Below are 25,155 nucleotides of genomic sequence, written 5' to 3'. Positions count from 1 at the left end.
ACTTATAGGCAGGGAAAAGTGGAAAGCAGATACCAGTTAGTCCCGAACGTACTGCGGTTTGGACTGGTGCATTCTTCGGGTAGGGTGCTCTGTAATCTTGTGCTTGAATAAAGGATAAAAGACTAGCCCTGCCAGGAGGCCCGTAGTCAAACCGCCCAGATGAGCGGCGTTATCCACGCCCGGCAGCACAAATCCTAAAAGCAGGCTTATGCCGGAAAATAAGATGCCAGCTATAAGAAGGCCACCCCGAAATTCCTCCTGAACCTGGGGGCGCAACACCAATGAAATGCAAAGCCCCGTCAGGCCAAAAATAGCCCCCGAGGCGCCCACAGATACTGTATTGGGGTGCCACCATAAACTGGTGTAGCTAGCTCCTACCAGTGCTAAAAAATAAACCAACGTCAGCCACTTAAAGCCCATCTTTTCCTCTAGGAGATAACCAAGCAGACCAAGAGTTGCCAGATTGTTGATTAGGTGCATGACACCGGCATGAACAAAACCCGCGGTAATGATTCGCCAGAGCTGCCCCTTCTCAATAGCGGGGCCATAAATACCACCCCAATTGATCAGTTCTGCGGGCTGAATAGAGAAGGGGCCAACACCTGAAAAGAGCATCCATACAAAAACTAGGAGGTTTGCAAGCAACAGGAAAGAGGTAGCCCAGTGGCCCGGCCCTGGTTTTAAGAAGCCAAGTAATGATTTCAAGTCATCATCATGCTGTGGCAAAGACTGTTGCCTTCCTCGCTTCTGACCATACACTTGCTCAGCCTCCAGGTGCAGACTGGGAAAGATTAGCATAAAGCTAAAGCCCAGAGAGCCGATGGCAAGCCATAGAAATATCCATTGAAATGACTTACCACTTCGTTGTTCAAAAGGGGTAAATTCCGGAAGCAGAATCAAAGGCTGCACGGTAGTCTTCCTGTGAAAATAAGGGCTTAGTCGTGCTGATGCTTGGTACCCATCAAATTCAGTGGAGTTGCTGGCGCGCGTGAGGTATAGAAAGTTAACCAGCTGCGGGTCATTATATTCTTTCTCAGCGCGTTGAATGAATGATCTATAGGCTGCTTCCTTTTCGTCCTCGCTGCTCCGGGCACTGATCTGCTCGTGGTATGTAGTGCCTAGCCACGCCACCACAGGGCTCAGTGCTGTGTCGGCGGCAGTAGAAAACAGAGGGGTGCTGACATACAAATCAAAGTTCAGACGGTCATTATGCTTGCCTGAAATGGATGAAGTGGAATAGTAACTGGCATGTAGCCGGTCTACCCAGCAATTTCGCACGGCATAATAGCGAGTGGGTTCGTGGCGGGGTAGCTCCTCCATGCTGTGCATACTGGAAAGCTTGCCCAGGCTTGTTGTGAGGTATTTATTAGTGTTTGTGGAGGTAGCTACACCAATTAATACGGGCATTAAATAGAATAATGTCGTCCAGCGAGCATCCTCTCTTCGGACAAGTAGATGAACCCGTGGCCGCAACCAGATTAGTGTAAGCACACCAACCACTATGCCGGGCCCAATGAACTCGAGGAGGTCTTTGCGAGGCTCCGGCCATTGCAAATGAATAAAGAGTAACCAATCAAGGAAAGCGTATAGCAATGTGAAGCCTGATACAATCCACAGGAAGGGTAAGAAAATCAGGCGGAGCTTCAGTAAATATTGGCGCACTGGTGAAGATAAAATCGTAGTAAAAACGGATTGATGGATTTGAAAATCAGAACACCACCACTTCCTCCGTGCCAAAATAATACAGCACGCACTGCACCTCGGCGTACCCCAGCTGCCGGAAAAGCTGGGCATACTGCTGTAATTGGTGCCGGTGCTGGGGCTTGGGCGGCGGAATCTTAAAATCGAGCAGGGTAACGCGGGTTCCGCCCCGGCCTGCCAAGGCCATGGTTTCAAATACCACCCGGTCGGGCTTGTAGTCGCGCCGCCGCACGCCACCAATCAGAATTTCCCGTTCGGTTTCCACGCTCACCTGCGGGCCGAAGTAGGGTGCCAGCTGCGGGTTATTTACCACCTGCCGCAGCTTTTGCGTCATTTCTGCCTTTTCCTTGGTGCTGATAATGCCTTCCGCCGCCAACTGACCGGCTATTCGCTCTACCTCCGAGGCCCGATGGAGCCGGCGCAGCCCATAGTGCAGCTTGCGGTTCCATTCGCCTAATTGCTCCTGCTCATCAAAATCAAACACCGTAGAAGCATGGCGGCGCAGGCGCAGGCGCTCTTCCCACGGTACTGAGATAAGATTGGTAAGAGGGAAGCTGTCGGTTTTCTGCCTGGCACTGCTGGTTGGGGGCTCACTGCCCTGGCTTAGCACGAAGGCCAGGCGCTCCTCATCCCACTGACCTAAATCAAGTAGGTACTGATGCAGCAATTCGGCTACAGAGCGGGCTGGGTCAATGCTTATCGGGGCGTCATCTGTTTTCTTCTTTGCATCGGGCCGTTTACTAATGATATAGAGCCGGTGACGCGGCCGGGTAAAGGCTACATACAGCATGTTAAGGCCTTCGAGGAAAGTTTTTTCACGCTCCTCTACATATTGTGTGGCCAGGGTTGTGCGCTGCAGTGCTTTGGTAAGACCTACTACAGCTACGCCGGGCATTTCGGGAACTGGCTTTTCGTCTTCTTCCAGCCGTCCCCAGAGCAGCGTGCCACGGTACGGCTCTAAGCTCCAGTCAGCAAATGGTACTATCACTACCCCGTAGGCCAGGCCTTTGGCTTTGTGCACGGTGGTGATGGTAATGGCGTCGCGGCCAGCAGGGGCGTTTATGCTGAGGGCACTTTTGCGCTGGTCCCAGTAAGTGAGAAAGTTGTTGAGGTTATTACCCTGGCGCAGGCTGAATTCCAGCGTGAGGTCCAGGAAGCGGAACAGGTATTCACTTTCCGCATTGCGGCCCAGCAGCCCGAACGTACCAATCAGGCGTTCCGTCAGCTCATACAGGCCGAGGTTGCCGGTTTCCTGCTCCCTGATATCATAGCCCAGTGTGCGCAGCTCGTCATAAAAGTCGCGGGCGTGAGGCGCGTTGGCCAGCTCCGCAATATGGCGGGCGCGGGCCGGGGTAGGGGCCAGGCGGCGCACCACTTTATCTACCAGCAACAGTGCTTCGGCGCGGGCCAGCGTATCCGCCGGCTGATTCAGCACCCGGAACACGGCAACCAGCAGATTCACTACTTCTGCGAATTCCAGGGACAGCGAATCGGCGGAGATAATCTGATAGCCTCGCTCTTTCAGGAATTTAGCTACTAACCGGCTGCCCCGGCGCGTGCGACACAGCACGGCCACATCCTGCGCCCGGAAGCCCTCAGCCAGCGCCTGCTCCACCAGCTGCAGGGTCAGATAAAGGGTGCTTTCATCATAGTCCAGAACAGCATCTGGCAGAAAGCCGGGCAGCATTTCTTCGGTGTAGTGCCCGGCGAGGGCATCGTAGCGGCGCGCAGGAGCATTATTCTGGGTAAAAAGCAGCTCCACGTGGCCCGGCAATTGGCCGGTGGCGGGCACTTCCTGTCCAAAATGGGCGTCATAAATGCCCTGCACCAACGGCAGCATAGCGTGGCGCTGGCTCACATGCTCAAAAAAAGCGTTGTTAAACCCAATGATTTCAGCAGCCGAACGGAAGTTCATGTTAAGCGCGGCCGGTTCCAGTACCTGGTCCAGGGTGTAGTACCGCTCGCGCAGCAGTTCCTGCAGATCCGGGTCGTTGGCGCGATTGACCAGCAGTTCCGTCTGGCCCTGGTGCAGGCGCAGAATCTGCTCCATCTCGCCGCCACGCCAACGGTAAATAGCTTGTTTCGCGTCGCCTACGGCCAGGGAAAGGTTGCCAGTAGATACGGCGTTTTCCACCAGCGGCAGCAGGTTATTCCACTGCAGCACGGAGGTGTCCTGAAACTCATCAATCAGCAAATGCAGGTACCGGTCGCCGAGGCGCTCATACAGAAACGGCACTGGTTCCGTGAGCACAATACTGGCAATGCGCCGGTTGAATTCACTAATAAGGACGATGTTCCGCTCCCGGCTGATTTGCTCTACTACCTTATTCAGCTCATTAAGCAGGGAGGCATGAAACAGATAGGGCTGCATAGCCGTGAGCAGCACATAATCTGGCAGCACCTGAGCCCGAAGCTGTTCAAACTCTTCATACGCCGCTAGCAGGACCGGTTTGGCAGCGTCCACGCGCTGGCGGTCGGCTTCGGTTTTTACTTTGCCGCTGTACCATTTATCCTGCTCCACGGTGGCGCGCACGTAGGTGTTGGGCTCCTTGTCGGCCAGCAGGCGCTCTTCCCACTTGGTAGCGTAGCCGATGATGCCGCTTTTGCCCTGGTATAAGTCGGCCTCTGTTACGCTGGCCGCCTGCAAGGCGGCCAGCGCCCGCTCGCTCACAGCCCGGAATTGTGCTTCAATGGCTTCCCGACGCTGGCGTATGGTTTCATGCAGGCGCCGGAAGTCCTGTAGCGTCAGCTTCTGCAGCTGCGTAACGGCCTCGTGCACCGTTTCATTAAAGAGAAACTGCCCGAACTCAGCCAGCTCATCAGGGAGGTTGTTCCAGCTCTTACCTTCATCGGCGCGACTTAAGGCATACTCCGAAAGGGTTTTGGAAAGCAGCTTGCTGTTCGGGTCACGGTTTACCTTATCCAGCAGCACAGCTACTGCGCTTTGCAGCACAGTATCCGTATCCAGCTCTACTTCAAACGAGGCCGGCAAGCCCAGCTCCCGCGTGAAAGCCGTGACGATGCGCTGTACAAAAGAGTCGATGGTGCTGACAGCAAAATCGGCGTAGTGATACAGCACCAGCCGAAACGTGGCCGCAGCCCGGCGTCGCACTTCCTGCTCCTGCTCCGCTACGGTTTGCGCCAGCCGGGGCAAGCGGTTTTCGGCGGCTAGTTCTACTGTTACTTCGGCCAGCAGCATATCCGGTTTTCCTTCTTCCGGGTAGGCAAATTTCCGCAGTGCGCCTATGATGCGCTCCTTCATTTCGCCGGCGGCATCATTGGTGAAGGTGATGGCCAGAATGCTCTTGAAATAAGCCGGGTCATCGGAGCCCAGTGCCAGCTTCAGGTATTCTTTCGTGAGCTGATAGGTTTTGCCCGAGCCGGCAGAGGAAGAATAAATGCGGAAAGTAGCAGGCATAAAAAAGGCGCTGAATAGCGGGGCAAGTTACGCCTCAGCAAGCAGTAATAAGGCAAAAGAAATACAACAGGAATCAGCCGTAATAAAATGCTGGCATTGCGCCAAAATGGGTTATAAAATTTTGTCCCGACCCGGTCGAGATAATTTTATAAGTAACTGAAATGTAAATATATAATTAAAAATTGATGGTGAATTTTGAGCAAGAATCAGGCCCGAAAAGCAAGCTCAACCACTAACCTAAGCCACCGGAAATTAGTAAAATCGGGCCTTATTAGTTCACTACTTAACACCCACATACTATGCCACAGGAAAATCAATATTCGCGGGGCGACTACCGCGAGAATTATCAGGACTCTGATGTGCGTCGTCGTAGCTCTATGGATGATGACGATTATGACATGCGTGGGCGCAGCCAATATTCCGGCCGTTACGAAGATGATGACCGCGGCATGCGCAACCAATATAGCTCCTCGCAAAACCGCAACCGATCCGACTACGATTTGGGCCGTGCAACCGGCTATGGCTCATCGGGCTCCGGTTATGGTTCCTCCAACTACAGTTCCTCTAACTACGGTTCGTCCGGCTACGGCATGAGCGACCGGTCATCAGGCTCCTCCGGCGTAAACCGCGGCGGCCGCTACGACCAGTACGAGGACCGCTCCCGCAATCAGTACGGCCGCTTTGAGTCAGATGATGACAACCGCCGGGGCCGCAGCAGCCAGAGCTGGGGCAACCCCTACGGTAGCGCCAGCAGCCGCTACAACGATGCCGATGACTACCGCAGCAGTCGTTCCGACTTCGGAATGGGTTCTTCTTATGAGCGGGAGCATCCCGGCTCTGGCATGGGCCAGGGCTACCGCAGCGACCTATACGAAAGTGGTTCGCGCGGCCGCAGCCAGTACTCATCCTTTGATGATGACCGCAACAGCCGTTCCGGTTACGGCAGTAGCCGCGGTTCCAATGCCCGCTATGAAGATCGGGACGAGCGGGGCCGCTTCCAGTCTTTTGACGATGACCGGGGCCGGAACCAGTACAGCCGCCGCCAGGATGATGATGACGACCGGCGCGGAGGCCGTTCCGGCCATGGCGGCTACTTTGGCGACCCGGAAGGCCATGCCCGTAATGCCCGTGGTGGTCGGTAGAATAAGAGCATCACTATAAGGTAAACAGGCCCTGGTATTTCAAAAAGTACCAGGGCCTGTTTGGCCTTTATTACCCGCATTAAGGCAATAATGCCAGATATAAACCAAGATATGATCTATGGCAAAGGCTCTTTAAGACGTTGTATCACTTGTGGTTCTATGCGGCGGGGCCGGCCAGTGCCTGGATCCAGCAACACCCACCAGGTTTCCGCCTCGCACAGCAGCACATTATCGGAGGCGCGCACTATACTGGTAAATCGTTGCGACAACGCCCCGCGGATGTCGCCCAGCCAGGTGGAGCAGCGTAGCTCTTCACCTACTAATGCCGGGCGCAGATACTTTATGCGGTGCTCCTGCACTACCCAAATATAGTTCTCCCGCTCCCCAGGAGGGAATACAGCCAGCCAGTGGGCGCCCGCGGTGTCCTGCACCCAGCGCACGTACTGCACGTTGTTAGCGTGGTTCAGTTCATCAATATCAGATGGTTGCACTTTGATGAGATGGGAGAAGAAATAAGTATCGACAGGAGGTAACGGCATGGAGTGCAAAAAAAAATTGGGTTAAGTACAGACAACAACTGATAACTAGGTGGAACTTATGAGAGAAGTTGTATATTTGACGCAACTTAAGAAGATGAGTCTCGCTTAGCTTGCCGAATAAACAAGGTTTCAGCAGTAGTACAGTACCCATTTCTTAACGAAACCTTATATCCTTCCAACATGCAGACGGGAACTGTAAAATTCTTCAACGACGCCAAAGGCTTCGGATTTATCAAAAACGACGAGACTGGCGAAGACATCTTCGTACACGTAACGAACCTGCTCGTAGACGAAATTCGTGAAAACGACAAAGTTCAGTACGAAGTAGCTCAGGGCAAAAAAGGCCTGAACGCTGTTAAAGTACAGCTGGCTTAGTCTAGTCGTCGTTAGTTATCTAAAACTAGAAACGACCTTTAAAAGGCACTCCTCAGGAGTGCCTTTTTTTATGCCTGCTATGCACCAGTGCACTTTAGCGCGGTAGAATAAATTTGAATCTTGGTATTTCAGGAAGGCCGTGTCGGCATTGTATAGGTGCAGAATTCAAGCTCATCTGGCAATTCTCTATTCTTTTACGTACCTTTGCAGCCGCATTGAGAACGGCCCTGTTCCGCGCAGCTGTAGCTGCCCAGTAAAAAATTGTAGGCCGGCTTTGTCTTCCGTCCGTTGCTTCCGTCACTTGTCGTTGTTGTAGAGTGGGAGAAGAGCGTCGCTGAATCCGCTGTTTTCAGAGCTATTCACTCTCCATAACCATCGACATGGAAAAAGAAACGGAAAAAATGAAGTTCAGTGAGTTGACGCTCTCTGAAGAAATGCAACGCGCCATTGCCGAAGTAGGCTACGAAGAAGCATCCCCCATTCAGGCAGCCGGCATTCCGGCCCTGCTCGCTGGTCGCGACGTAATTGGTCAGGCCCAGACAGGTACCGGCAAAACTGCCGCTTTCTCTATCCCCGCCATTGAGCGCATCGATACTGATTCGCGTGAGGTGCAGTGCTTGGTGCTGTGCCCTACTCGCGAGCTGGCGGTGCAGGTTTCCGGCGAAATCCAGAAACTGGGCAAATACAAGAAAGGCCTGGCCGTAGTGCCTATCTACGGTGGCTCTAGCTACGACCGGCAGTTCCGCGCCCTGGAGCGCGGTGTGCAAATTGTAATTGGTACGCCCGGCCGTGTAATGGACCACATTGAGCGTGGCACGCTGAAGCTGGAACATTGCAGGATGATCATCCTTGATGAAGCGGATGAAATGCTGGACATGGGCTTCCGCGACGACATCGAGACGGTGTTGAAGAAGATGCCTGAAGAGCGCCAGACGGTATTCTTCTCCGCCACGATGAGCAAGCCCATCATGGAGATGACCAAACGCTACCAGAAGGATCCGCAGATCGTGAAGGTAAACCATCAGGAAATGACGGTTACCAACATCGAGCAGAGCTACTTCGAGGTGCGTGGTCCCCAGAAGAAGGACGTCCTGACGCGCCTCATCGACATGTACAACATCAAGTCGGGCATCGTCTTCGCTAACACGAAGCGCATGGTAGACGAGATTGTGGGCGACCTGCAAGCCAAAGGCTATTTCGCTGAAGGTCTGCACGGTGATATGGGCCAGCAGCAGCGCCAGAATACGCTGGATAAATTCCGCAAAGGCACCCTGGAAATCCTCGTAGCTACCGACGTAGCCGCCCGCGGTATCGACGTGGAAAACGTGGAAGTAGTAGTGAACTACGACCTGCCCGCCGACGAAGAATATTACGTGCACCGCATCGGCCGTACTGGCCGTGCCGGTAAGCTGGGCAAAGCCTTCACCTTCGTGAGCGGCCGCGACATCTATAAGCTGCGCGACATCATGCGCTTCACCAAAGCCACCATCAAGCAGGAGCGCGTGCCGTCCTTCGAAGATGTATCGGAGGTGAAAACCACGCTCATGCTGAACTCCATTAAGGAGGTCATTGTGAAGGGCAACCTCGACAAGTACATTGCCCGCGTACAGCGTCTGATTGATCAGGACCAGGAAGAAGCCGTTACGTCCCTGGATGTAGCCGCAGCTCTGCTCAAAATGACCATGAAAGAAGATAAGCGCGCACAGGAGAGTCTGGATGCCAGCCGCACCCAAGGTGCTGCCCGCGCCGGCTTCACGCGCCTCTTCGTAACAATGGGTAAAAAGGACCGTCTGCACCCCCGCGACATTGTGGACCTGATTGCCGAGAATACCAGCCTTACGGCGAGTAAAGTAGGTGATATTGCGCTGTATGATAAGTTCAGCTTCGTTGAAGTGCCGAATGAGTTCGTACAGGAAATCATTGATCAGCTAGGTCGCAGCTCCATCCAGGGCCGTCCGGTAGCCTTCAACATTGCTACGCCGCGCCAGGAAGGTGATGCGCAGCAGGAAGGCAACACCCGCGGCTTCGGCGGTGCCAATGAGAACCGTCCGGCCCGTCGTGGCCCCGGTGGATTTGGTGGCGGCGAGCGTCGTGAAGGCGGCAGCGGCTATGGCGGTAACCGCGGTGGCAGCAGCTACGGTGGCGGTGGCTACAAAGGTGGTGACCGTCGCGAAGGTGGCAGCAGCTACGGTGGAAACCGGGGCGGCAGCAGCTATGGTGGCGGTGGCTACAAAGGCGGCAACCGCGAAGGTGGTAGCGGCTATGGTGGTGGCGGTTATAAAGGCGGCAGCGGTAGCAGCTCAGGCGGCTATAAAGGCAAGCGCGACAACCAAGGTTTCGACGAGTAAAACCAAAGAGTGGCCCAATTCTTCGGCCCTTAATAAACAAAAAAGGCCCTCCAATCGGAGGGCCTTTTTTGTTGGGGCAAATGCCAAAAGGCAGGTGAACTATCCAATAGGTTCGACCACAAAATCAGTGCAATACTAAAAAAGGAGCGAACCTATAAGGCTACTTAGCCGAGTCACGCAGGGCCCGGATGGTATCGTGGGCCTGCTGCACACCTTGATATTGCTTTTCGATGACGGTCTTGAGTGAGCCGGGCAGATCCTGCGCTTTCAACGCCGTTTGATAAGCTGTTTTGGCGTAGTCCTCACCTCGTTCACATTCATTCAGAATGCTCTTGTTGTCTTTGCTGGTCAGGGCGCCTTTCAGGTTAATCCAGGCACGATGTACCGTACCGGTAATGGAGCTTTCTTCATCGGGTTTAAGATCCAGCTTAAACATCTGGTCTTCCAGCTCCGTGATATAGCTGGCCCGCTGGGCCGCATATTTCTTGAACGTATCTTTCAACTGTGCGTCTTCCACATCAGTCATGGCTTCTGCATAGCCTTTCTGGCCGTCTTTCAGAGTTTCAATCAGTTCGTTAACGAGGGCCTGGGTTGCTTTGGCTTCCATGTGGGTTGGAGTTTAGGGTTAAGGTACTGGGTTGTGTCTCCCTTTACTGCCGACATGCCCGGAAGGTTTCGATTTAGTACTTAACGCCTGTGGCATAGTACCAAATCTAGTCTGGCCAGCTTCTTCCTATGTATACCCAGCCACAGAATCCCAAGTGCCTCTCTATTCTTCCTCTGGAAAGTCGTTCCGCTTATGACGTCTGCAGTGTAACAGCACTGCTGTTGGCCATTGCCTTGCCTGCTAAATAGCCGGTGGTCCAGGCGGCCTGGAAATTGAACCCGCCCGTAATGCCATCAATGTCTAGTACTTCTCCGGCAAAATATAAGCCGGGCACCAGGCGACTTTCCATAGTCTTCATGTTGACTTCGGCCAGAGAAATACCCCCACAGGTGACAAACTCTTCCTTATAAGTGGTTTTGCCACGCACGGCCAGCGGCTGCCGCAACAGTAGCTCAATGAGGCGGTTCTGCAGCTTAGCGGGTAAATCGCTCCAGCGCGTTTCCGCGCCAATGCCTGCCAGGTCGGTTAAAGCTCGCCATAAGCGTTGGGGTAGCCCAAACAAGCTGTTGGCCACCACAATCTTGCGGCCATTGTCGGCACGAAATGTCTGCAGCCACTGGCGCAGGGTATCTTCAGTATACTCCGGAATCCAGTTGATGAGCGCAGTACCCGTGTAGCCCATTTCAGACAGACGACGGGCACCCCAAGCCGAAAGCTTGAGTACGGCGGGCCCACTAATGCCCCAGTGGGTAACAAGCAGTGGGCCTTGGTATTCTAACTTTTCCCCGGCTAATACCACGCGGGCCTGCGGCACACTCACGCCCGGCAGCTCCCGCAGGGGAGACTCCGGCACGTTGAAGGTGAATAATGAGGGGACGGGTGCTACCACGCTGTGCCCTAAAGCTTGCAGCCACGTGTATTGCTCTGCTTTGGGGGCGCCACCGGTGGCTATCAAAACGCGGCTTACTGTTAGTGGAGACTTTTGATTGCCTGTTAGATGGAGGCGAAATCCTGCGCCGGGTAAGGGTTCAATCTGCTCTACAGCCGTTTGTGTCAGGATTTGTACGCCCGCCTTGCGGGCAGCTTCTAATAAGCATTGCGCAATGGTTTCGGAGGAATCCGTAACCGGAAACATACGGCCATCTGCCTCGGTCTTCAATTGCACGCCCCGGCTGGCAAACCAACGCACAGTATCCAGCGCCCCAAACTGTTTAAACGGTTCTTTGAGCTGCCGAGCGCCCCGCGGATAATGCTGCACCAACTGGGCGGGGGTATCGGCAGCGTGGGTTACGTTGCAGCGCCCGCCGCCGGAAACGCGCACTTTGCTCAGCAGCTTGCCGGTTTTTTCCAGCAGATATACAGTCAGGTTGGGGTTGGCTTCGGCGCAGGCAATGGCTCCGAAGAAGCCGGCTGCACCGCCGCCCAGAATTGCTACGCATTGAGTTGAATTCGTCACCCGGCAAAGGTACGGTACTGGCTGTAGCCGGGCTATTGTTTAGCAAAAAGCCAGCGCCGCTACTACATCATCATGTAAAAACTGATAGCCTGTAGCAGCGCGAAGCTTGCGGCTATCAATGATTTTACCGCCAGTCTGAGTTTCAGCAGCAAAAGTTGGCGGATCCAAACCCAGCGCTTGGGCTGCCACCGGGTAAAATTCCTGACGCGGGGGGTGGTGTTCGGCACAGGCATTAAAGGTTTGGCCGGGTTGTGGATTCTTAAGTAAGGTATGAAGGATGCCTATACAGTCAGCTAAATGAATCAGATTGACCGGCGCGCTTCCATGCGGAAGCTGCTGCCTGCCGGCCAGAAAGCGCCCTGGTGCCCTGTTAGGGCCCATGAGCCCAGCTAACCGGACAATGGTAGCACTGATACCTGGTAGATTTTGGAACATGTATTCTGCCTGGAGCATATCCGTGGGCGCATCGGCAGTAGCTACCGCATCCGGCTCCTGTATCCTGTCGTCTGCATCTGCATACACACCAGTAGAACTGACGAATAGAATCTGCCTTACTGCTGAATTGACTGCTGCCTGGGCTACCGGCCGCAGCAGATCTAAATACGGAATACCCTGTTTAGCCCGGGGTGGCACGTTCAAAATCAGCGTATCGGCCTTAGAAAACAGGTGGCTTAAGGTACTGTCGGTAGGTAAAAGTGTAGGGCTGAGCTGTAATAGATGCGCCTGTATCCCGGCCTCCTTCAGGATAGGCAGGCGTGCCGGCGTAGTGGTGGTGCCGCCAACAGTATACCCATGCGCCAGTAGGTGCTTAGCTAATGGAAAGCCTAGCCAACCGCAGCCCAGAACGGCAACAGTTTGGACAGGGACAGAAGTAGAGGAGTAAGGCAGCATCAGGCAAAAGTCGGAAAATACCCGAACTACTTATCAGGAAGAAGCCGCGGCAATTTGCGTAATTGCGCTGCTTGCATCCTACTTTTCTTCTTCACCATATTCTCTCATGGCCTCAACCCTCCCCTACGCCCAACCCATGCTCCGCGACAACGCGCTTCAAGGTAAAACCATTGTTGTAACCGGCGGCGGCACTGGCCTGGGACGGGCCATGACTACTTATTTTCTACAGCTGGGCGCCGATGTTACCATTACCAGCCGTAAGCTGGATGTGCTGGAGAAGACAGCGGCAGAACTGCGCCAGAAAACCGGCGGCAATGTGCTGGCCGTGCAGTGCGACGTGCGCAAATACGATGAAGTGGAAGCCATGCTCCAGCGCACCATCGACACTTTTGGCGGGGTAGATGTACTCCTGAACAATGCGGCCGGCAACTTCATCAGCCCAACGGAGCGCCTGAGCCACAAGGCGTTTGATGTGATTGTAGATATTGTACTGAAAGGCTCTTACAACTGCACGCTGGCCTTTGGCAAGCGCTGGATTGCCGAGAAAAAGCCCGGCACCATCCTCAATATCGTTACTACGTATGCCTCGGTCGGCTCTGCTTTTGTGGTGCCCTCGGCGGCAGCCAAAGCGGGCGTATTGGCTATGACCCGCTCCCTGGCGGTGGAATGGGCGAAATATGGCATCCGCTCCAACGCCATTGCGCCCGGTCCATTCCCTACGGAAGGTGCCTGGAGCCGCCTCTTCCCCGAGCCGCTGGCCAAAAAGCTGGACCCCGCTGCTTCGGTGCCACTCAAACGAGTAGGCGAGCATCAGGAACTGGCCAACCTGGCAGCCTACCTGGTGTCGGATTTCTCTGCCTACATGAACGGCGAAGTGGTGACCATTGATGGGGGAGAGTGGCTGAATGGAGCAGGGGAGTTCAACAAGCTGGAAGCAATTCCGGCCCCTATGTGGGACGAAATTGAAAAAACCATGCGCCGCTAAACCACGGACGCATTCGGATTTGTCGGAGTGGGTTGATTTTGTGGCCTATTCATTCTAAAAGCAAAAAGCCTCGCAAACTGCGAGGCTTTTTGTTGAAAGATAAGGGCAAAGTATACCCGGGCCCGGGTACAATTTTAGGGTTACAGCTTATACTCTTTGTAATCCTTGCTGAACTCGGCTACCGGAATGGGCTGATTGGCAATGACGTCTGAAAACTCAAACTTCTCAAACAGGCCTTTGTCATCAAATACCTGCACGGCCATGGGGAGAAACAGCTTCTGATCCACACAAACAATAGTGCGTCGGCCGTAGGCATTGGGTACCTGCAGGGTTCTGCCGGCCGGTACCACTTCGGCAGGGCTGAGGTGGTTGCGCTCCAGAATGCGGTACTCGCCACTCCCGAATTTATCGGCAATCTGAGCGGCTGTTTCGGGCTTGGTAAGCTTATAACTCACGTACCGGAACTGGGGAAAGTCGGAGCGCAGCACAAAGCAAGGGCGCCCCGATACCAGCGTGTCGCCGGTGTATTGGAAGCTACGCTCAAACGCCAGGTCCTGGCGCTTGCCGGAGCCGTGCAGAATTTCTGCAATAGTGCCAAAACCAGCATCCAGAATGCTATGGTGCTGATTTTTGCGCATCAGCGTACCGTTCGGGTCAAGGCTAAGCGTAACGTAGGGGAAGCTGTTGGGATATACCCAGGCGTCGCCATCGTTCTGGCCATGCACCCATAGCACTTCTATGCCTTTCTGGTTGCGCAGATACACGCGTAACGGGGAGTAGGCAATTTTCATTTGGGTGCGGGCCTGTTGGTAGCTTGCGCCAATACGTTCCTGCGCCCGCACATTACAGCGTAGGGTTTTCAAATTACTGATAGAAGTGCTCAGGCGGGTAACCAGCTGGGCAGTGGTTATTTTTTCGGCCGGAGCAGAGGCGGCGCCTAGCATAACAGCCAGGGTTAGTGCCATAGAAATTTGCCGAAGAAAACGCATCATATACAAGAAACAACAAAACACAAACTGGCCTTCTGCAGAAACCGAGCCGAAGCCCAGCTATCAGAAATATAGCTAATTCAAGCTGAGACGCGGAAAACGGGAAGCGGAACTGTCGAATAAAAACAGCTCATCAATTTCAATCTGCTTGAAAAAGCGGTACAGCGGCAGCTGCTCCACAATAGCCCGTACGGCTTCGCTGGAAGGTCCGTTCATCGTTATCCACCCCCGGGAGCGGTCGGCGCTGATGGCATACACTTCCACCACGCATTGCTCAATCAGCTGATTGACAAACGTGCGGTGAGCCGGAATAAGCGCAACAAACTCCTCATCGAAAAACTCAGGGAGCCGCACCGATACGACGAACTTGGACATAGTAGCTGGGGACACTTGGCTAGCTAACGCCGGAATGCCCGGGAAAGTTGAGGCCCAGCGGGGGGTAACTTTTTTGGGTTAAATCCGAAAGAGCACCCATGCACTTCGTCGTTATTACTCCCACGCACAACCGTCGGCAATTTTTGCCAGAAGCCGTTGCCAGCGTTCGGGCCAGCGTACTGGCTCCTTTGGATATTTCTGCTGAACACCTCATCTGCGAAAATGCCTGCACCGATGGCTCAGCCGACTGGCTGCAGGAAGCCGCCGCCCAGCCCGGCCTTCCTCTCCGCTATTGGCCCAGTCAGCAGAAACTATTGCCTGGTCCCGCTCGCAACCAGCTGGTAAAGCACGCCCCGCAGCATGCCTGGATTGTGCCCTTGGACGACGACGACCTGTTGCTGCAGCGTACGCTCTACCATTATGCCGCCCAGGTAAACCGCCACCCGGAAGCCCAATGGTTTGTAGCGGATTTCCTGCGCATAGACGAGGAGCGCCGCTACCTGCCCCAGGAAGACTATTATGCCTGGCAGTTTGATTCGGCGGCCGATATGCTGCGCGCTATCTTCAAAGCGGAGCACTTTATTCAGGGTAATGTGTGCTACAGCCGTACCCTATTTCAGGAAGTACAAGGGTATGATGAGCAGCTAGCCATGGCCGAAGATCTGGACCTGTATGTGCGGTTCCTGCTGGCCGGGCATCTGCCCGTTGTTTGCCCCCACATCAGCCACCTGCACCGCTTCCATACCAGCAACATCAGCAAAGGAGTAGATGCCGACAAGCACGGCCACGACCTGCGGGTGCTCTACGATAAATACGCTGATCAGCTAAAAGCGGTAGGCGTGGAGCGACCTTAGCGAGGGCTAAGGCTGCTGGTAAAGAATGCCGCCTTTCATAACCAGCTTTACCCGGTGCAGGGTCTGAATATCCTGGGTGGGGTTACCCTGCACGCCCACTATATCGGCCAGCAGACCGGGTGCCAGACGGCCCCGGTCTGCCAGATGAAAGAGTTGGGCATTGCCGCTGGTGAGGCCCTGCACCACGGCCAGGGGTTTCATCCCATATTCCTGTACCAGCAGCTTGGCCTCCCGGGCATTGTCTCCGTGCGTGAATACGCCTACATCCCCGCCAATGGCCAACGCTACCCCGCTTTGTAGTGCGGCGGCCATACTTTGGTGCTTTTCCTGTATGCGCTCGGGCAATGGATCCTGGCCTTTGCGCCAGCCTTTGTATTGGGCGCTGGCGTCGCCGGCCGCTACGGTGGGGCAGAGGGCTACACCTTTCTTCTTCATCAACCGGAATACTTCCAGGGTGCCACCGTCGCCGTGTTCTATGGTTTCAACTCCGGCCAGAGTGGCGCGGCGCATGCCCTCCGGGGTGCTGGCATGGGCTACCACGGGTCGGCCAGCGCTGCGGGCCGTCTGCACAATGAGGGTAAGTTCTTCCTGGGAAAAAGTAGGTCGGCTAGGCTCATCCTTACCCCAGCGGTAATCAGCATATACTTTAATAATGTCGGCTCCTTTGCCAATCTGCTCGCGCACGGCGCGTACAATACCATCTACCCCGTCGGCTTCCTGGGCGCCCTGAGGCACTGCTACATCAGCCGTGAGCTTAGGCCCATAGCTGCCCGTGGCTACCAGCGCAGGCCCCGCCACCAGCAAGCGCGGGCCGGGAATAATGCCTTCCTGAATAGCTTGTTTCAGGGCTACATCGGCATAGCCAGCGCCTTCAGTGCCTAAATCCCGGGAGGTGGTGAAGCCGGCCAGCAGCGTTTTCTTTGCATGCACCGTGGCGCGGGCCACGCGCAGCGCCTGCGGCTCCTGCATCACTTGCTCATTCCACGTCGCCTCATTATAGGGATGCAGCAACAAGTGGGAGTGGCCTTCAATGAAGCCGGGCAGGAGGGTAAGCCCAGGCAGCGCAATGGTACGGGCTCCTGCAGGCGCTGGAAGCTGCGCCGCTGGGCCACAGGCTCTTATTTTTTCACCTTCCACCAATACTGCCCAGCCCGCGTGCAGCGTTTCGCCGTCAAAAACGGCATCGGGTTGCAGCAGAGTAATGGGAGTGCCTGCTTGCCCTACAGCTTTCAGGCTTAGCAGTAGCAGACATAAAATAAGGCTAAAGACCTGCTTTACCGGGACATGAGAAAAACGCGGATATATCATAGCGGCACGAAGAAACGAAAAGCGCCGCCTTCCTCAATGGAAGACAGCGCCAGAATTCTATAAAGGAGGTGCTAAGCAAATGCTTAAGAATGCCCCAGCTCCGTTGCTGCACCAGTTATGGTTGCATCGGTAGCGGCAGGGACGGCCGCCGCAATGGCTGTAGCCTCGGTAGCATGCGCCTGTTCCCATTCCTGAAAGCTGACCAGCTCATCCCGGAACTTGCTGATAAACCAGCTGATCAGCGCCAGATCATCCAACAGACCCACAACAGGGATAAAATCGGGCACTAGGTCAATAGGAGAGAGTACGTAAAGCAGTACGGCCAGCCCGGAGATAATAGTACTGGGCTCGATGCGCCGGTAAGCGCCCGTAACGTAGGCATTTACCAAGCGAATGAGTGTGCGCACCATATCAATGGTTTGCTGGAAAGGCCCCTTTTTGCTGTTTTCATCATCGAGCTTAGCTGCTACTTCACGCAGGGCTACTACTACGGCAAAGGGTTTGCCCAGAAGCCGGGTAGCTCGTTTTAAAAACATGCTGAACACCGCATTCTTGGCAATTTTTACCCCTTTTTCGGCAAGAGTTGACATAGGGAAATAAATCAAATGAAGAGAAAGTACGCCCGCATGTACGTGCCTGTTGGCCAGGCGTTGCTGTACCCAGTGGCGCATAAAAAAAGCCCGCCGGATTCGGCGGGCTTTTTACTGAATTTACTGAGCTTATTGCTTCTGCAAACGCTGGGTGTACAGCTTGTTGCCGCTGGTTACCCGAATGATATACAGACCAGAGCTCAGTCGGCCAAACTGCTGGTTCAGGCGCTGGTTTATCTGCTCCAGGGTGCCGGTAGCTTCCACCACTGTGCGGCCATCAACAGAGCTAACCTGCAGGCGCACGGGCTTGGTGCCGGCAGACGCCAGCTGCAAACGAACGGCCGTGCTGGCCGGGTTAGGGAATACACTCAGCTGACGGTTGAGTGCCACTTGCTGCTTGGTTGGCAGAGCAATGTTGGCTGTGTTAAAGCGCGTCATCACCGGATAGTGGTCGGTGGTGGTGTTGCCATAGTCGTCTACCAGATCAGCCACGTCCGTACGGATGCGGGCTGAGCCAGCCAGATAGAACTGGTTCATCTCATTTGATACCACGACGTGGTCGATGATATCATTATACGATACCGTGGACTTACCACCGGCCAGGCTCAGGGGCAGTGTGAGGGCCGTATAGTTGGTCGCATCTGCCGTGAAAGCAGCGTAGGAAGAGGCCGTAGTGCTGATGCCGGTGGTGATGGTCTTGTCCAGGTCATCGTTGAAGTCGCCGAGGAGGATAACATTCTTGTCAGCGAAGTCAGCATCCAGTTTGGCCTTCAGCGCTTCCGCACCTTTCTTGCGGCGTTCATAAGACTCTGCCAGGGGCGTTACGTTGGCTTTGGCGTGAATCAGAATGAAATTGATGTGCTGCGTTACGTTGTTCAGGGTTACATCAGCCTCCATCAGATAGGGGAAGCGCCCTGAGGCCCAGTAACCATAATCATCACAGGTAGTGCAGCGCAGCAGGCCCGTAAACGTGGGATTTTTTACGATGGTAGGACGATATACAAATGCCAGTTTCTGAGCTTTAGCATAGTCGGCCGAGTTGGCATCCGTTACGTTTGAACCAAAGTCTGACACCATATACTTATAGCCGCCCATCTGACGCACGATGGTGCCCAGGCGAACAGTATCTACTACTTCGGCCAAGGCAAATACGTCGGCATTCAGGGCCTTCAGGACTTTCAGAGCGTTAGCCTGCTGCAGGTCGTCGTTGGCGGGGTTCTGATCGGGCGAGCCAAACCATTCCATGTTCCAGTTTACTACCTCCAGGGTCTTCTCGGCCTCAATAGTGTTGCCCATCACGGTAACAGTAGCGCTGGTTGCGCCGGCTGAAGCTATTGTGATGGTGCCTTTGTAGGTACCCATGGCTACTGTAGGCAAAAAGAGTACGGTAACCGTAGCCTTGCCTTGTGCCACTTCGGCGGGAGTATACGTGAGGGAGGAAACGAAATTGCTGGTACCGTCTTTCGAGAGCACAAAATCCGGGTTGTTGGAGCTGATAGTGGCGTTGGCCGTGAGGTTTTTCAGCGTGGCAACAAAGCTTTTATTTGCGCCGGTGTTTACCACCTGGTAGCCGAAGTCCAGCAGCTGGGGTATAGCTGCCAGTATGGTGGCGGCGGGGGTGCTGGAGTTGCGCAGGCGCAGGTCGTCCAGGGTCCAGCGGGCCGCGCCGGTGGTGGTACTCGTGTAAACAAATGCCAGGTAAACGGTTTGGCCTTTATAGGCAGAAAGGTCGATGTCGCCGGTGTCGGTCCAGGTATCGCCCGTAGCGAAATCAGCGTTCAGGTCGGTCCAGGTAACGCCCGCTGCGTGCGGGTCGCCGGAGCCGGTGTAGTTGGTAGACACGCGCAGTGACAAGCCGGGGCCGGTGAATGCCACGCGGCTCCAGAAGGAGAAGAGTGGGTACTGCGTAGCGCTCAGCGCCAGAGCCGGCGAGATAAGCCAGTCTTCATTCTCCTTATTGCCACTGGCGTAGCCGTTGATCTGGACACCGTAAGGCTTGCTGGCTTTGCCTTCGGTATCGGCGGCATCATGACCAAAGGTAGTGCAGGCCCAGGTTTGCGTGCCAGTTACACTATAGGCCATCCAGCCATCGAAGTCGGTGCCGGAGCACTCGTCAAAGGAAAACTGATTGTCGTCGGGGTCAACGCCAAAACCGCTTACGGTCACCAGCTTATCGTTGGCGCCGGTGCTGGAGTTGGTAATGCTGCCGCTTTGCGCGCCGCTTGAGGTAGGCGTAAACCGAACGTAAACGGGCAGGCCGGCCGTGAGCTCAGCGGGCGTAAACGTAACCGAAGCGGCAAAGGTGGTATTGTCTTTTGATACCGTGAAAGGCGCAATTGCTGTCACCGTAACATCAGCCGTCAGGTTAGAAGCGCTCAGGGTATAAGGAACGCCGGCAGAAGATGTCCCGATGTTTGGGCGACCCAGGTTCAGGGTGGTGGGCGTTACCGAAATAGCCGGGCTGGAAGTAGCGCCGGCAGTCCAGGTCAGGGAGAAATCATCTATGGCTGACGAAGGCCGGTTACTGGATCCGGTTGTAGCGGTTAAGGCAACAATGCGAATCCAGACCGGACCAGTCTGGTTATCGAGCTTGTTTTCAAAATCAATGGTAACGGTATTATTAGAGAAGGTGGCGCCTCCCGTGGTGGCGGTGCTGCCTACCGTTGTGAAGGCAGTAGGAGTGGCACCAATACCATAGTCAACAGTCCAGGTTGCGGTGCGGGTGGAGGCCACATCCAAGGACTGCAGCTTGAAGCTTAATTTGAAGTTGGTTTTGCCCGTGGTGTTTTCTATTTGAAACACAAAGGCCCCGCCGGGGTCACCAACGGAGCCAGTCTGGCGCAGACCCAAAGCCCGATCTGTAGAGGCGTCTTGCTCAGCAGCTGTAGCGGCTTGGGTGAGCCCATCAGCGGAAGCAAAGTTTTTAAAAGCGCCGCTGGTATTGTTCCAAAGCACTTTTGCTGTGCCAAAGGTGGCTACCGGAGCTCCTGGGGCTGTAGCAGATGCGCCTGTTCTGACCGAAAAGCCGGTAGGAAGCCCGCTGCCGATACCATCAAAGGTTTCTGTGTACGGGCTGGCGCCCAGTGAGGCCTGGGCAAAGGCGCTGCCAGTGGAAAGCAGCACTGCTGCATAGCCCGCCAGACAGCGAAAGAGTAAAGTGTTTTTCATGCGTAATGGGTTGGGGATTACTGAAAAGCAAAAGTACTGGGCCAAAACTACTCCACGATTACCGGAATGTTACCATAAAATACCGGCCACTCTACCGGTTGCATGGCGGCAGAGGGCACTGGTAAGCGGAATAAACGCGGCCTGCTTCCATATCAGCCAACTCTCTGTACCTTGGCCAGCGTTTCGCATTTACTTCCTCTGTTAAACCCGCCGCATGCTTTCCACCCGTCCCGCCGCTGGCCAGTACGCCCCTTACTATGAAACCTACGTCCGGCTGATCCCCGCCGGCACTAACCCATTGGTGCTCCTAGAGCAACAGCCGCGTGAGCTACGGCAACTTCTGCAGCCTCTCACGGAAGAACAGGGACAGTTTGCCTATGCTCCCGGCAAATGGAGCATCAAGGAGTCGTTGGTTCACATGATAGATACAGAGCGCATTTTTGCTTACCGCGCGCTGCGTATTGCACGCGGAGACCAGCAGCCTTTGCCCGGCTTTGAGCAAAATGATTACGTGCCGGCTTCCGGTGCCAATGCCCGCTCTATGGCCGATATTCTGGAGGAATATGATACCGTGCGGGCGGCCTCGCTGAGCTTACTCCGCTCTTTCCAGCCGGATGCCTTAGAGCGAATGGGCACGGCCAGCAATAATCCGGTTAGTGTGCGGGCCTTAGCTTATATCATGGCCGGCCATGAGGCGCACCACCTGCAGCTTCTGCGCGAGCGGTATTTGCCCGGCCTCAAATAAAGCCCTCCACAACACTGAAAGCCGCCTTTTCGTTAGGCAATAAAAACAGATTTACTTACCTCACTTCTCTCCATCATGGCAAAAGCACAAGAACCCCGCAAAGAAAAAAAGAAGGAGCCGGCTAAAACAACTAAGGAGAAAAAAGCGGCTAAAGAAGAGAAAAAGAAAGCCCGCGACAGCCGCCAGGATTAAACCTCTTCATGTACACAGCGAAGCCGCCCGCGTAGTTTACGCGGGCGGCTTCGCTGTGTTTGGGCCCATGATATTGGCCGGCATAAATAAGCGGAGTTTGGTCTGCTTGTGGTGGCTGAGTGGCAACTAGAGGGTATAGTACACCTCCTTTTGCTTGTCGTGGTGCTTGATATAGCCGTGTAGGGTAAGCTTGATGAGGGTACGGTAGGCGCGGCGCTGCCCAATATTGAGCAGTTTCATGTATTGCGCGAGCGTAATGCGCGGGTTCTTGCTTAAGTAATCCAGCACGGCCAATTCTTCTTTATTGAGCGGAAGCTTTTCCAACCCGGGCTCGTCATCCAGCGTCAGGGCCTTTTCCGTGAGCTGACTGGTTTGCACACTTTCGTCGCGCACACGCACGTAGCCCCGCCAGTCGCCTTCTGCCACCTGCGCCCGGTGGGGTTTCTGCCGGCTTTCACGCACGGTTATAATCAAAACGGTACGACCATCCTCTTCCACTTCCTGGAAGCTGAGCGGCACTGGCGGATCGGTGTACAGCTCGGCGGCCAGCCGTAGTACGTACATTTCCTCTTCGGCATCACGCACACCCACCACACGCCCATCATCTTCTACGCCCACCAGTACCTGGCCACCATGAGTATTGGCCAGAGATACCAGCGTGCGGGCAATACGGGTGGGATGGGTGGTCTTCTTTTTGAATTCCAGCCGTTCGCCCTCGCCCTGTGCTATCAATTCAAGCAACTCAGACATGAAATGTGCGGAAGAATATGAGCTTGATACGTGAGGAAAGCGGCTAAGTAGAAAACCTGGCTCAATAGCCGGCAATACCGAGGGTCTCTACAGGATGAAGCTTATTCAATACCGGTTTCTTCTTCGGAAATTCGCCATAAGCGGCTGGCTTCGGCGCGGCTTTGGGCTTTGCCAGAGCTACGGCCGGGCTTACTGCGCTTAAAGTATTTCCCGCTAATGCGGGCCACCTCGGGTGAGGTAGCCAGGTAAATACTGGTTTGTGCCCCTTGCTCCGTGTTAATCATAAAGGGCATTGCCATCCACCACATGGTTTTCATCAACAGCGGGGTCTGGGAATTAATAAGCCCTGAATTTACCATGCCGGGATGTACGCAGTTGGCCGTAATGCTCGTGAGTTCCAGCCGGTGAGCCAGCTCGTTGGTAAACAAGATATTAGCCAGCTTGGAGTCGCAGTAAGCGGTGATGGCACTGTATCGATGCGGGTCGTTGCGGGCCTCTTGCGAGGCTTCTATCTGGCCCAGCCAATGTGCCTCTGAAGCCAAGGTAATAATTCGGGCCTGCTCTGCTGCCATCAATTGGGGAAGCAGCAGGTTGGTCAAAGTAAAGACTGATAGATGGTTCGTTACCCAACTCAGTTCATGGCCTTCTTCCGTAATGGTAAAGGGGCCTGGCATCATCCCGGCATTATTTATCAATACATCCAGCTTAGGATAGCGCTGGGCCACTTCTGCGGCTAGCCTGCGAACATTACTAAGCAGCGACATGTCGCAAAGCAAAACATCCACTGGCGTTTCAGGGCCGGCGGCTTCCTGTACTAAAGCCCGGGCCTGCTCTGCTTTTTCCGGATTTCGGCACACCAGTACCAACTGGGCACCTAGCCGGGCCAGCTGCCGGGCGGTGGCCAAACCAATTCCTCCCGAGGCGCCGGTAATCAGAACCGTTTTGCCGTGCATATCAGAAGTTGGGGAAGAAAAGGCCATAGGGAAAGAAATAAAAAACACTGCCGCATAAACGTGTAAAGGCAGGGTAGGAGTTTACTGTTTGCAGGTTTTTAGCAAAAGAAAATGCCGCTCTCCATAGAGAGCGGCATTTTCTTTGTGGAAGCAAAGCTACTTCACCTTAGAAAGGCAGGTCGTTGTCATCGTCGCCGGCAATAGGAGCTGCCGAAGGTTGCGCACGCAGATTCTGATTCTGGTTGGCCGCCGGACGTGGAGCAGCTTGCTGCTGGTTGTAGCCGCCAGCTGAAGCACCACCACCGCTGGCACCACCGGAAGCAGGTTCCAGTTTCCAGGCTTCCAGATTAGTGAAATACAGCATCTGCCCGTTTTTGTTGAAGCCGCGGCCCCGCAGGTTAAAAGTTACCTTAACTTCGTCGCCCACTTTGTATTGGTCGATGAGAGCGGTTTTGTCTTGCACCAACTGGAATTTGATATGCTCAGGGTACTGGCCATCTATAACTTCCAGCACGAATTCGCGCTTGCGGAATTTTTCGCTCACCTGCTGCTCGTCAAAGATTTCGTGCAGGCGGCCGGTAGCATCGTAAGCCATAAGAAAGGATAGTTTGGGGAAGTGAAAACAGTAGGTCAAACCTACGAAAAAAAAACGACCCTTCCGGTGCCTGGTCAGTGAACTTGCCTGGCTTGGGGCCGTAGGGTTAGCTACGTATTTTTCACCTTGCAGGTAGTACTCTTATGATGAATGAATTGGCGCTGGCCTTGCATGGCGGGGCCGGAACCATAGCCCGGGCCCGCATGACGGCCGCTCAGGAGCAGGCTTACCGCGGAGCATTACAAACGGCTCTGGAAATCGGCTATGCCGTGCTGGAAGCTGGTGGTCCGGCCCTGGACGCGGTAGAAATGGCCGTACGCTCCCTGGAAGACTGCCCTTTATTTAATGCCGGTCGCGGTGCCGTGTTCACCCACGATGGCCACCACGAAATGGATGCCGCCATTATGGATGGGCGTAACCGCGCCGCCGGCGCTGTGGCTGGTGTGCGCACCGTGAAAAACCCCATCCAGGCGGCCCGCCTAGTTATGGAACACACCGAGCATGTACTGCTGGCCTGGCCCGGCGCCGATGAGCTGGCCCGGGAGCATAACTTACCCACGCAGCCTGCCGCCTACTTTTTTACTCAGCACCGCTACGACCAGCTCCAGGAAGCTATTCTGGAGGGACGCGTACGCCTGGACCACAGTCAGGCGGTTAAACAGCCGGCTCCGCTGGTAGAGCCCGGTACTTTCTCGGAAGACCCTAAAAAGAAAATGGGTACCGTGGGCGCGGTTGCCCGCGACCGGTACGGCAATCTGGCCGCAGCTACCAGCACCGGCGGCATGACCAACAAGCGCTACTCTCGCATAGGGGATTCGCCCATTATTGGGGCAGGCACGTTTGCCGATAATACCACGTGCGCCATTAGCTGTACTGGCCACGGTGAGTTTTTCCTGCGGGCGGTGGTGGCCCACGATATTTCCTGCCTCATGGAATACCGCGGCCTGAGCCTGGCAGAAGCCTGCCGCGTTGTAGTGCATGATAAGTTGGCGCCGGTGGGGGGAGAGGGCGGCCTGGTGGCAGTAGATGCGGCCGGCAATATAGCCATGCCCTTCAACTCGGAGGGCATGTACCGGGCCAGTCGAACCTCCGGCTCACCGCTGGAAATTGGCATTTATTCCGAGTAACTACTCCTTATATATATAGGGGCTTTCCAACTGCCCCTATTCTAAAG

At 54.9% G+C, this 25,155-nt stretch carries 21 protein-coding genes; 7 read left to right on the top strand and 14 right to left on the bottom strand.

What is annotated here, in order from left to right; all coding sequences use genetic code 11:
- Window positions 1–36 precede the first annotated feature (36 nt).
- Window positions 37–1,407: a rhomboid family intramembrane serine protease gene (locus tag Q4G72_RS12235; RefSeq protein ID WP_303311707.1), complete on the bottom strand. Its 1,371-nt coding sequence runs from the start codon at window positions 1,405–1,407 to the stop codon at window positions 37–39.
- Between the two features lie 301 nt (window positions 1,408–1,708).
- Entirely contained in the window at window positions 1,709–5,119 is a 3,411-nt protein-coding gene (locus Q4G72_RS12230) for a UvrD-helicase domain-containing protein (RefSeq protein WP_303311706.1), read from the bottom strand.
- 299 nt (window positions 5,120–5,418) lie between these two features.
- Here Q4G72_RS12230 and Q4G72_RS12225 point away from each other — a divergent pair, with 299 nt between their 5' ends.
- Complete coding sequence (locus Q4G72_RS12225) at window positions 5,419–6,261, top strand: hypothetical protein (RefSeq protein WP_303311705.1); 843 nt, start codon at window positions 5,419–5,421, stop codon at window positions 6,259–6,261.
- A 116-nt stretch (window positions 6,262–6,377) separates the two neighbouring features.
- Here the strand turns inward: Q4G72_RS12225 and Q4G72_RS12220 are convergent, their stop codons facing one another.
- Window positions 6,378–6,800, bottom strand: coding sequence for an acyl-CoA thioesterase (locus Q4G72_RS12220; RefSeq protein ID WP_303311704.1), 423 nt, complete (start codon window positions 6,798–6,800; stop codon window positions 6,378–6,380).
- 180 nt (window positions 6,801–6,980) lie between these two features.
- Here Q4G72_RS12220 and Q4G72_RS12215 point away from each other — a divergent pair, with 180 nt between their 5' ends.
- Both Q4G72_RS12215 and Q4G72_RS12210 read left to right on the top strand, forming a co-directional pair.
- Window positions 6,981–7,175, top strand: a complete 195-nt coding sequence (locus tag Q4G72_RS12215) for a cold-shock protein (RefSeq protein ID WP_044513832.1) — start codon at window positions 6,981–6,983, stop codon at window positions 7,173–7,175.
- Window positions 7,176–7,555: 380 nt separating this feature from the next.
- On the top strand, window positions 7,556–9,523 hold the full coding sequence (locus Q4G72_RS12210) for a DEAD/DEAH box helicase (protein ID WP_303311703.1): 1,968 nt from the start codon (window positions 7,556–7,558) through the stop codon (window positions 9,521–9,523).
- 160 nt (window positions 9,524–9,683) lie between these two features.
- Here Q4G72_RS12210 and Q4G72_RS12205 read toward each other — a convergent pair whose 3' ends face one another.
- The 3 genes from Q4G72_RS12205 to Q4G72_RS12195 form a co-directional block, all read right to left on the bottom strand.
- Window positions 9,684–10,130 (bottom strand): PA2169 family four-helix-bundle protein, encoded by a 447-nt coding sequence (locus tag Q4G72_RS12205; RefSeq protein WP_303311702.1) that lies wholly within the window; start codon window positions 10,128–10,130, stop codon window positions 9,684–9,686.
- Window positions 10,131–10,320: 190 nt separating this feature from the next.
- Window positions 10,321–11,586 carry a BaiN/RdsA family NAD(P)/FAD-dependent oxidoreductase gene (locus tag Q4G72_RS12200; RefSeq protein ID WP_303311701.1) on the bottom strand — a complete coding sequence of 422 codons (1,266 nt, stop codon included), beginning with the start codon at window positions 11,584–11,586 and terminating at the stop codon, window positions 10,321–10,323.
- A gap of 39 nt (window positions 11,587–11,625) precedes the next feature.
- On the bottom strand, window positions 11,626–12,477 hold the full coding sequence (locus tag Q4G72_RS12195) for an NAD(P)H-binding protein (RefSeq protein ID WP_303311700.1): 852 nt from the start codon (window positions 12,475–12,477) through the stop codon (window positions 11,626–11,628).
- A 106-nt stretch (window positions 12,478–12,583) separates the two neighbouring features.
- Between Q4G72_RS12195 and Q4G72_RS12190 the strand changes: the two genes are divergently transcribed.
- Entirely contained in the window at window positions 12,584–13,462 is an 879-nt protein-coding gene (locus Q4G72_RS12190) for an SDR family oxidoreductase (protein WP_303311699.1), read from the top strand.
- A gap of 140 nt (window positions 13,463–13,602) precedes the next feature.
- Here the strand turns inward: Q4G72_RS12190 and Q4G72_RS12185 are convergent, their stop codons facing one another.
- Together Q4G72_RS12185 and Q4G72_RS12180 are read right to left on the bottom strand one after the other, a co-directional pair.
- Entirely contained in the window at window positions 13,603–14,454 is an 852-nt protein-coding gene (locus tag Q4G72_RS12185; RefSeq protein ID WP_303311698.1) for a LysM peptidoglycan-binding domain-containing protein, read from the bottom strand.
- Window positions 14,455–14,526: 72 nt separating this feature from the next.
- Complete coding sequence (locus Q4G72_RS12180; protein WP_303311697.1) at window positions 14,527–14,826, bottom strand: YciI family protein; 300 nt, start codon at window positions 14,824–14,826, stop codon at window positions 14,527–14,529.
- Window positions 14,827–14,924: 98 nt separating this feature from the next.
- On the opposite strand from Q4G72_RS12180, the gene Q4G72_RS12175 reads away from it, so the two are divergent.
- Complete coding sequence (locus Q4G72_RS12175) at window positions 14,925–15,680, top strand: glycosyltransferase family 2 protein (protein ID WP_303311696.1); 756 nt, start codon at window positions 14,925–14,927, stop codon at window positions 15,678–15,680.
- Window positions 15,681–15,686: 6 nt separating this feature from the next.
- Here Q4G72_RS12175 and Q4G72_RS12170 read toward each other — a convergent pair whose 3' ends face one another.
- The 3 genes from Q4G72_RS12170 to Q4G72_RS12160 all read right to left on the bottom strand — a co-directional run bounded on the left by Q4G72_RS12170 (window position 15,687) and on the right by Q4G72_RS12160 (window position 20,746).
- Window positions 15,687–16,988: a metal-dependent hydrolase family protein gene (locus Q4G72_RS12170; protein WP_303311695.1), complete on the bottom strand. Its 1,302-nt coding sequence runs from the start codon at window positions 16,986–16,988 to the stop codon at window positions 15,687–15,689.
- An 83-nt stretch (window positions 16,989–17,071) separates the two neighbouring features.
- Window positions 17,072–17,578, bottom strand: a complete 507-nt coding sequence (locus Q4G72_RS12165) for a YkvA family protein (protein ID WP_303311694.1) — start codon at window positions 17,576–17,578, stop codon at window positions 17,072–17,074.
- 129 nt (window positions 17,579–17,707) lie between these two features.
- Window positions 17,708–20,746 (bottom strand): T9SS-dependent choice-of-anchor J family protein, encoded by a 3,039-nt coding sequence (locus Q4G72_RS12160; RefSeq protein ID WP_303311693.1) that lies wholly within the window; start codon window positions 20,744–20,746, stop codon window positions 17,708–17,710.
- A gap of 214 nt (window positions 20,747–20,960) precedes the next feature.
- Between Q4G72_RS12160 and Q4G72_RS12155 the strand changes: the two genes are divergently transcribed.
- Complete coding sequence (locus Q4G72_RS12155; protein WP_303311692.1) at window positions 20,961–21,491, top strand: DinB family protein; 531 nt, start codon at window positions 20,961–20,963, stop codon at window positions 21,489–21,491.
- A 318-nt stretch (window positions 21,492–21,809) separates the two neighbouring features.
- Here Q4G72_RS12155 and Q4G72_RS12150 read toward each other — a convergent pair whose 3' ends face one another.
- The 3 genes from Q4G72_RS12150 to Q4G72_RS12140 form a co-directional block, all read right to left on the bottom strand.
- A complete protein-coding gene (locus Q4G72_RS12150; RefSeq protein ID WP_303311691.1) occupies window positions 21,810–22,433 on the bottom strand; it encodes an AlbA family DNA-binding domain-containing protein in 624 nt (207 codons plus the stop codon).
- Window positions 22,434–22,534: 101 nt separating this feature from the next.
- The gene (locus Q4G72_RS12145; RefSeq protein WP_303311690.1) at window positions 22,535–23,413 is read right to left on the bottom strand and encodes an SDR family oxidoreductase; all 879 of its coding nucleotides are present in this window, start codon (window positions 23,411–23,413) and stop codon (window positions 22,535–22,537) included.
- A gap of 139 nt (window positions 23,414–23,552) precedes the next feature.
- Window positions 23,553–23,981, bottom strand: a complete 429-nt coding sequence (locus tag Q4G72_RS12140; protein ID WP_044513802.1) for a DUF3127 domain-containing protein — start codon at window positions 23,979–23,981, stop codon at window positions 23,553–23,555.
- 143 nt (window positions 23,982–24,124) lie between these two features.
- Between Q4G72_RS12140 and Q4G72_RS12135 the strand changes: the two genes are divergently transcribed.
- Window positions 24,125–25,108 carry an isoaspartyl peptidase/L-asparaginase family protein gene (locus Q4G72_RS12135; protein WP_368408992.1) on the top strand — a complete coding sequence of 328 codons (984 nt, stop codon included), beginning with the start codon at window positions 24,125–24,127 and terminating at the stop codon, window positions 25,106–25,108.
- Window positions 25,109–25,155: the final 47 nt, after the last annotated feature.

It is taken from the genome of Hymenobacter sp. BT730, from assembly GCF_030542105.1.
GTDB lineage: Bacteria > Bacteroidota > Bacteroidia > Cytophagales > Hymenobacteraceae > Hymenobacter.
This window is presented reverse-complemented; position numbering and strand designations above follow the sequence as displayed.

What these genes read in the sequence shown, in the direction of transcription:
- Q4G72_RS12170 (WP_303311695.1), bottom strand. Translation starts at nt 16,988, where the DNA reads ATGATATATCCGCGTTTTTCTCATGTCCCGGTAAAGCAGGTCTTTAGC.
- Q4G72_RS12135 (WP_368408992.1), top strand. Translation starts at nt 24,125, where the DNA reads ATGATGAATGAATTGGCGCTGGCCTTGCATGGCGGGGCCGGAACCATA.
- Q4G72_RS12220 (WP_303311704.1), bottom strand. Translation starts at nt 6,800, where the DNA reads ATGCCGTTACCTCCTGTCGATACTTATTTCTTCTCCCATCTCATCAAA.
- Q4G72_RS12175 (WP_303311696.1), top strand. Translation starts at nt 14,925, where the DNA reads ATGCACTTCGTCGTTATTACTCCCACGCACAACCGTCGGCAATTTTTG.
- Q4G72_RS12140 (WP_044513802.1), bottom strand. Translation starts at nt 23,981, where the DNA reads ATGGCTTACGATGCTACCGGCCGCCTGCACGAAATCTTTGACGAGCAG.
- Q4G72_RS12165 (WP_303311694.1), bottom strand. Translation starts at nt 17,578, where the DNA reads ATGTCAACTCTTGCCGAAAAAGGGGTAAAAATTGCCAAGAATGCGGTG.
- Q4G72_RS12225 (WP_303311705.1), top strand. Translation starts at nt 5,419, where the DNA reads ATGCCACAGGAAAATCAATATTCGCGGGGCGACTACCGCGAGAATTAT.
- Q4G72_RS12235 (WP_303311707.1), bottom strand. Translation starts at nt 1,407, where the DNA reads ATGCCCGTATTAATTGGTGTAGCTACCTCCACAAACACTAATAAATAC.
- Q4G72_RS12185 (WP_303311698.1), bottom strand. Translation starts at nt 14,454, where the DNA reads ATGATGCGTTTTCTTCGGCAAATTTCTATGGCACTAACCCTGGCTGTT.
- Q4G72_RS12145 (WP_303311690.1), bottom strand. Translation starts at nt 23,413, where the DNA reads ATGGCCTTTTCTTCCCCAACTTCTGATATGCACGGCAAAACGGTTCTG.
- Q4G72_RS12195 (WP_303311700.1), bottom strand. Translation starts at nt 12,477, where the DNA reads ATGCTGCCTTACTCCTCTACTTCTGTCCCTGTCCAAACTGTTGCCGTT.
- Q4G72_RS12155 (WP_303311692.1), top strand. Translation starts at nt 20,961, where the DNA reads ATGCTTTCCACCCGTCCCGCCGCTGGCCAGTACGCCCCTTACTATGAA.
- Q4G72_RS12180 (WP_303311697.1), bottom strand. Translation starts at nt 14,826, where the DNA reads ATGTCCAAGTTCGTCGTATCGGTGCGGCTCCCTGAGTTTTTCGATGAG.
- Q4G72_RS12190 (WP_303311699.1), top strand. Translation starts at nt 12,584, where the DNA reads ATGGCCTCAACCCTCCCCTACGCCCAACCCATGCTCCGCGACAACGCG.
- Q4G72_RS12230 (WP_303311706.1), bottom strand. Translation starts at nt 5,119, where the DNA reads ATGCCTGCTACTTTCCGCATTTATTCTTCCTCTGCCGGCTCGGGCAAA.
- Q4G72_RS12210 (WP_303311703.1), top strand. Translation starts at nt 7,556, where the DNA reads ATGGAAAAAGAAACGGAAAAAATGAAGTTCAGTGAGTTGACGCTCTCT.
- Q4G72_RS12160 (WP_303311693.1), bottom strand. Translation starts at nt 20,746, where the DNA reads ATGAAAAACACTTTACTCTTTCGCTGTCTGGCGGGCTATGCAGCAGTG.
- Q4G72_RS12205 (WP_303311702.1), bottom strand. Translation starts at nt 10,130, where the DNA reads ATGGAAGCCAAAGCAACCCAGGCCCTCGTTAACGAACTGATTGAAACT.
- Q4G72_RS12215 (WP_044513832.1), top strand. Translation starts at nt 6,981, where the DNA reads ATGCAGACGGGAACTGTAAAATTCTTCAACGACGCCAAAGGCTTCGGA.
- Q4G72_RS12150 (WP_303311691.1), bottom strand. Translation starts at nt 22,433, where the DNA reads ATGTCTGAGTTGCTTGAATTGATAGCACAGGGCGAGGGCGAACGGCTG.